A 6,907-nucleotide genomic window follows, 5' to 3' on the forward strand; every position below is an offset into this window, starting at 1 on the left:
CCATACGTAATAACTTCGTATAGCATACATTATACGAAGTTATACGAACAAGCTACGTTTAGTGTTATCACCAACGAAATGCAATTTAATGAATTGCTCTGTCAATTAGAGGCTTGTGACCTGTTTTGTGTTGATACTGAAACAACCAGTCTTGACGCACTGAATGCAGAAATTGTCGGTATCGCTTTAAGCATTACTGAAAGCAAGCCTGCTTATATTCCTCTGACACACAACGATGGTACTGAGCAATTATCTCGTGACTCAGTATTAAATCGCTTAAAACCAATTCTTGAAAACCCGACTATAGGTAAAATTGGTCAAAATTTAAAATACGATTACAACGTCTTTAAGAACCATGGTATTAGCCTACAAGGCATTGCTTTCGACACCATGCTGGAGTCTTATGTCTTAAACAGTAGCGCAGGCCGGCATGATATGGATTCTCTCGCCTTAAAATATTTAGGGCATAAAACCATCAGTTTTGAAGACATTGCAGGTAAGGGTACAAAGCAGTTACGCTTTGATCAAATTCCTGTTATTAAAGCAGCTCCTTACGCTGCAGAAGATGCTGACGTCACCTTAAAATTGCATAACAAGCTTTACCCCATGCTCGATGACCGCTTGAAATCCGTGTTACATGACATTGAAATACCATTGCTTACCGTGCTTGCAAATATGGAATACGGCGGGGTTCTTATCGATCTGGAGACCTTGGCAAAACATGGCTGTCGACTTAAAGAGCGTATAATTCTACTGGAGCGAGAAGCGTTGCAACTTGCAGGTAGGCCGTTTAATCTAAACTCCCCTAAACAGTTGCAAGAAATTCTTTTTGATGAATTAAAGCTACCCGTTCTAGCTAAAACGCCCACAGGCCAACCATCTACTGCGGAAGCAATCCTGCAAGAACTCGCCTTTGACTATCGCCTGCCGGCAGTTATTCTTGAATACCGTAGTTTAAGTAAACTGGTATCTACTTACATCGATGCCTTGCCTAAACGGGTTAACCCCAAAACAGGCCGTGTACATACTTGTTATAATCAGGCAGTGGCAGCAACCGGACGCCTGTCTTCCAGTGAACCTAATTTACAAAATATTCCTATACGAAATGAAGAAGGGCGCCTAATTCGTAAAGCGTTCATCGCACCACCCGATCATGTCTTATTGGCAGCAGATTATTCACAAATTGAATTACGCATCATGGCGCATCTCTCGCAAGATAAAAATCTGCTTAAGGCCTTTGCCAGTGGTTGGGATATTCACGCTGCCACCGCCAGTGAAATTTTTCAGGTTGATTTGGCTGAGGTAAATAGCGAACACCGCCGCCGCGCCAAAGCAATCAATTTCGGCTTGATCTACGGCATGTCCGCTTTTGGCCTGGCTAAACAACTGGGAATTGAACGCCAGGACGCTCAGTATTACATTGATGTTTATTTTACTCGCTATCCTGGTGTACTTGACTACATGGAGCGAACCCGCAAACAAGCTCATCACCAAGGTTATGTCGAAACGCTCTTTGGCCGCCGTCTCTATCTACCGGAGATTAATGCACGTAACTTAATGCGACAAAAAGCTGCAGAACGCACAGCAATCAATGCTCCTATGCAAGGTACAGCAGCAGATATTATAAAAAAGCGATGCTTGCAATTGCTAACTGGCAAAACTCCTCGGAAAAACCACCGGTAAGGATGATGATGCAAGTACACGATGAACTTGTTTTCGAGATTCATGAAACTGTTATCGATTACGCAACGCAAACCATTCGGGAATTGATGGAGCATACGGTACAACTATCAGTACCATTAATCGTTTCAATTGGAGTCGGTCATAATTGGGATGAGGCGCACTAAGCAAGAGTACATCATTAATTGTACTAGACCAATGCCCAATTAAGCGTGAAGTATTTCTGCTTTTTCCCTTAGTTGCAGGGATTTGAAAGAATCAGATCCAGAGCCTTGTGCCAATAAATAAGGCAAAGACATACGAATACGTTCATGGCTGACTACTTTAGTCCAGCAAGTGTATTCGTTAAAGGGCTTGTTATACTGTTTAAAGATTTCAGCAAAAGCCTGACGCATATTCTCACAATCTGACCAAGCTATTACGGGAAGATGTGGATTAGTTTGCCATAGTGCATCAACCAACGCGGGACCATGACAGTTCAATCCATCACCAGCACTTAAATAACCATCCACAATCACCAAAGAAGGGGTATTGTACGTAAGATAATTGAGAGCGCTAAGACTGTCGCGCACTACAGTGACTTGCGCTTGTTGACAAACGCCTTCGAGCAAACGGGTTAGACAAAATGCATTAAAAGCACCATCCTCGACAATCAATACACGCATAACATACTCCTTTTGATATAAGAGGAGTATAATGGGTAAAGCTTAAGACAAGGTTAAGGAGACTAACAGGAAATTAGCCTCCTGCCCCCCGATAAAAAACTTATGCGCGTTAACAACATCAAACCGTCTTTTTAAATTGATTTAAACTAGAATGTTATTAAACCCTTCTCACCGGCAACGATTACTTTATCTGCCAGGCGCTTAGCAAACAAACCATTTTCAACTACACCAGGAATACAATTGATTGTATCTTCTAACAGCCTTGCATCAGTAATTTCCAAATTATAAACATCAAGCATAATGTTGCCATGGTCGGAGACAAAGCCTTCGCGATATTCCGGATCCCCTCCTAATTTAACAATTTCACGCGCAACATAACTACGGGCCATTGGTAAAACCTCGACAGCCAAAGGAAAGGAACCCAACTGTTTTACTAGTTTTGATTCATCAACAATACAAATGAATTGACGTGCTACCGTAGCAACAATTTTTTCACCGGTAAGTGCGCCCCCCCTCCCTTAATCATTTCATGCCTTTCATTAACTTCATCAGCTCCGTCGATATAAATGGGTAAATCACTTGCTGAATTTAAATCAATAACGGGAATACCGGCTGCACGCAATCGACTCTCGGTTGCCTTTGAGCTGGCCACACAAGCATCGATGCGATGCTTGATGGTTGCCAACGCATCAATGAAGTAATTGACTGTTGAGCCAGTACCTACTCCGATTATCATATTATCGTCCAGATAAGCTAATGCAGCTTTTGCAGCTTGGGCTTTCAATGTGCTCATTTATTACACTCAAAAAATTATTGGAAAATCGTATTGGTCTTTTGCGCAAGCATACACGAAGATGTCTGGCCGGTGAAGAAAGTCAATTTACTCTTCCTTCCAAGCTAAATCGAATGCCAGGATAAAATTTAATGATCGATGCATTGATACATTTTCCTGCAATACAACAAAAAAGCCGCTCTCAAATAGAGACGTTTCCTCATTTTCATGAATCCAGCCAATCAATACAGGCTCTACCCTGGTAGTAAAGCCTCATATCGATTTTATTGTGAACCCAATCTTTATTGACTAACTGTAGGTGGAGCCATACCACTAGGAGGAGTACTGGTTGTTGCTGCTGGCGTTGTTGCTGTGGTTGGTGCTATTGAAGGCACAGTAGGCGGTTCAATAGGAACACTGGAATTGGTAGTACTTGATTGAGTAGCCGGTGTTATAGATGCTCTTTTTTCTGTTGAAGTAGAGCCGCTGGTAGTTGTTGTGTATTGAGTCGATTGCGATTGAGACCTATTCGCTCTTCCATAACCGCTGGAATGATAGCCTTGATCATAAGAGCGTTGGGAAGAGTCGCTAAAAAGTTCTTCTATACCCTGACATCCGGTTAATAGGAAAGGAGCCGTACATAACACGGTAGCAGTCAGATTTGTAAAAGAAAATTTTTTTTCATGATGTCATCCTTGAAAATGATTGATTTAACATCTGTTTAGCCATTCTAGCTGCTGCAAGCTAACTTGTAAAATCACCCTGCGAATTATCAAATTTTTAGTGTGTAAACCAAATCACTGCAAAAGACAAAATAAAATTTAAATAGTGCGTCCGTATAGGTGGGCAAGCCATAGGCGCTGTCGTATACTGAATGACAAATCATTACAAGGACCTACTTATGATTTATCAAAATATTCTCGCCACTATAGGACATACACCTGTAGTTAAAATTAATCGCTTGGGCGCCAAGCTTGCTTGTGAACTTTACGCTAAATGTGAATTTCTTAATCCCGGAGGCTCCGTTAAAGATCGTATTGGTTATGAAATGGTAAAGAACGCTGAACGTGAAGGGCGAATCAAACCAGGCGACACGTTAATTGAACCCACCTCAGGCAATACAGGCATTGGGATCGCTTTGGCTGGTGCAGTAATGGGTTATAACGTTGTTATTACCATGCCCAATAAAATGAGTCATGAGAAACAGGCTGTTTTAGAGCGCCTGGGAGCAACCATTTATCGCACAAGAACTGAAGCAGCGTGGAATGATCCCGATAGTCATATTTCTCTGGCCAAAGATTTACAACGTAAAACTCCTAATTCACACATCCTTGATCAATACGCCAATCCAGATAACCCAAATGCGCATTATAAGGGTACGGCTCAGGAAATTATTGATGATTTTGGCAAAGATTTACATATGATAGTCGCTAGTGTAGGTACAGGCGGAACCATATCAGGTATTGCCAGAAGACTAAAAGAATATAATCCGGCTATTAAGATCGTGGGTATCGACCCTATTGGCTCTATTCTTGGTGGCGGTGATGAAGTTAAACCCTATCACGTGGAAGGGGATAGGTTATGATTTCTTTCCTGATGTGCTCGACAATGGCTTAATTGATACCTACGTCAAAACCAATGATGCTGATTCGTTTCGGGTTGCAAGACAATTAATTCGTGAAGAGGGACTATTAGTTGGCGGCTCTTCCGGCGCTGCCATGTGGGGCGCACTGCAAGCTGCAAGTTCTCTGCGCGAAGGGCAAAAATGCCTGGTTATTTTGCCCGATTCCATCCGGAATTACATGTCTAAATATGCTAATGATGAGTGGATGAAAGAACAGGGTTTTCTTTAGGAGTTATTAACATCTCGACTATCTTGACGTTTATGGCCTGATTTTCTGTGCTTCACTACGATGCTCGAAAATCAAACCATAAGCAGCATTCAAGCTAGCGAAATGTTGACAGCCTAATCTGTTAGAATTTGCTTAGGCAGCCGGTGCAGCAGTAGGTCTAATGTCTTCGTCATGCTCAATTTTGGCGAAGACCATATTCGGATTCAATTGACCAATACTGATTGCCCGTGCAATAGCATGTACTAGCTCCGTAATGACTTGCTCATCATGGCTACCAGAATCCAGCTTGACTGCCTTGATTTTTGCTCCAGGTTTCGCACTCTCAATTGCTTCGAAAAAGCGCTGGTTACCGTGCTCAAGTCCTACATATTTTATTCGTCCCTGCAAATAATCACTTTTTGCCATGCCTTTAATATAAATTTCAAGCAATTCTTCTTTGGTTACTTCACCAGCGACTACGCTCGCAGTCAGTTGATTTAAGGTCTGATCAAATTCATCACGCAAACGCTGATCTTCTGCCGCAATTTTAGCCAGTATTTCAGACTGAGGAGGATCCTGAATATCTCGAGTGACAGGTTGTAAAGGACCCATATTACTTTGTTGCTCACTAATATTCATAAAGCGGGCAGGCTGACTTACGCGAGGTATATAATGTCCCTTCTGTAACTGCATCACAACCGCTGGTGTAGTATCCGAGGGAACGTTATATTGAAGGCGCATGGGCAATGCTCTATTCTTTGTCACTACTTGCACTTCTATAGGTAATTCTCCCAACGCATTCGACAAGGCAGCAATAGCACTTTCATCAATCCAGGTTGTTTCTTGACGCATTTGTTGTGGCGTTGTTTCCTTATCTTCTTTGGCATGCTGATCATTATCTTCAAAAGATGCAAAGGCACCACGATATTTCTCTGGATATGTACATAATTCATCAACCGCGATCTGGCGTAAAACATAAGCAAATCGGCGAGTACATTCCGCCATCGCCAACGGACTTCTTGTCATACTTTCCAAACGATCTCTTGCCGTACGTCCAAAAGGCTGTGGATGAGGAAAATAGTCAAAGTAACGCGCCAGTATTTTTTCAAGGAGTTGTTGATTAGCAAGATTCCTTTTAAACAAATAATCATCAATCAGACAAGCCGCAACTGATCTAAAACCACAATCACCAGTTCCGCCAACATTGACAAAAGACGGCTCTGGAGAAGGTTTGACAATGGGCTTTGCAACACTGCCAAGTTGACGTGTAAAAAAGCCTGGCGTCGATGTAACAGACAGAATAGGCACAATGTTCTCCACGCTATAGTTATGATTCCATTCTAATCAATTAAAGTTAAGAGAATATTAACATTAAATTTACACTAAAATGCGCCACTTATGATCATAAAGTTTTTATTAGTTGCAATTAGAGCGAATAAATCTCCATATTTCTTGCGTAAAATAAGGGCTCCATAAATCGTTATGGCCTCTATCCTCAATATTTACTATGTGTTTGGGTTGGTTTGCCTGCTCGAAAAGCTTTAATCCTTGCTCATAAGGGATAATACGATCCTGCTTGCCATGCAGGATCAATAGAGGGACATGGATAGTTTGAATGCGCGCCAGAGAATCGTATTTATCCCAAGGTGATATGAAAAGCCAAGGATAATGGTAACGAGCTACTGCTGTCATTGAGGTGTATGGTGATTGTAAAATCAGCGCACAAATGGGGAACTCCGTAGCAAGTTGAGTTGCCACACCTGTACCTAATGATTCCCCATAAAATATCAAGTGGTTGGTTCTAACACCTTGATTTAGTAGGAATTGTACGGCTGCACGGCCATCTTGGTATAACCCTTGTTCTGTGGGTTGTCCTTTATTACCCCCATAACCCCGGTAATCTAGCAACAATACCCCCAAACCTGCTGCAAGAAATTGCCGTACCAACGGCATGCGAT

Annotated in this window: 4 protein-coding genes and 3 pseudogenes; 2 read left to right on the top strand and 5 right to left on the bottom strand. The window is 42.0% G+C overall.

The window, feature by feature from the left end; all coding sequences use genetic code 11:
- Nucleotides 1-1,847, top strand: a pseudogene (gene polA, locus BN58_RS21555) (DNA polymerase I); the annotation flags it as partial.
- A gap of 39 nt (nucleotides 1,848-1,886) precedes the next feature.
- On the opposite strand, the gene BN58_RS21560 reads toward polA, so the two are convergent.
- The 3 genes and pseudogenes from BN58_RS21560 to BN58_RS21570 form a co-directional block, all read right to left on the bottom strand.
- Nucleotides 1,887-2,345 (bottom strand): response regulator, encoded by a 459-nt coding sequence (locus BN58_RS21560; protein ID WP_019215569.1) that lies wholly within the window; start codon nucleotides 2,343-2,345, stop codon nucleotides 1,887-1,889.
- Between the two features lie 146 nt (nucleotides 2,346-2,491).
- A pseudogene (rpiA, locus tag BN58_RS21565) lies at nucleotides 2,492-3,138 on the bottom strand (ribose-5-phosphate isomerase RpiA).
- Nucleotides 3,139-3,419: 281 nt separating this feature from the next.
- Nucleotides 3,420-3,764, bottom strand: a complete 345-nt coding sequence (locus BN58_RS21570) for a hypothetical protein (protein ID WP_040916075.1) — start codon at nucleotides 3,762-3,764, stop codon at nucleotides 3,420-3,422.
- A 254-nt stretch (nucleotides 3,765-4,018) separates the two neighbouring features.
- Here BN58_RS21570 and BN58_RS21575 point away from each other — a divergent pair.
- A pseudogene (locus tag BN58_RS21575) lies at nucleotides 4,019-4,970 on the top strand (pyridoxal-phosphate dependent enzyme).
- Nucleotides 4,971-5,102: 132 nt separating this feature from the next.
- Here BN58_RS21575 and BN58_RS21580 read toward each other — a convergent pair.
- Nucleotides 5,103-6,257, bottom strand: coding sequence for an OTU domain-containing protein (locus BN58_RS21580; protein WP_019215572.1), 1,155 nt, complete (start codon nucleotides 6,255-6,257; stop codon nucleotides 5,103-5,105).
- Between the two features lie 108 nt (nucleotides 6,258-6,365).
- The coding region (locus tag BN58_RS02905; RefSeq protein ID WP_019215573.1) for an alpha/beta hydrolase at nucleotides 6,366-6,907 on the bottom strand (542 nt) is incomplete at its 5' end.

It is taken from the genome of Legionella tunisiensis, from assembly GCF_000308315.1.
Lineage (GTDB): Bacteria > Pseudomonadota > Gammaproteobacteria > Legionellales > Legionellaceae > Tatlockia > Tatlockia tunisiensis.

Bases quoted from the DNA above. Each gene is read 5' to 3' on its own strand.
- BN58_RS21560 (WP_019215569.1), bottom strand. From the start codon at position 2,345: ATGCGTGTATTGATTGTCGAGGATGGTGCTTTTAATGCATTTTGTCTA.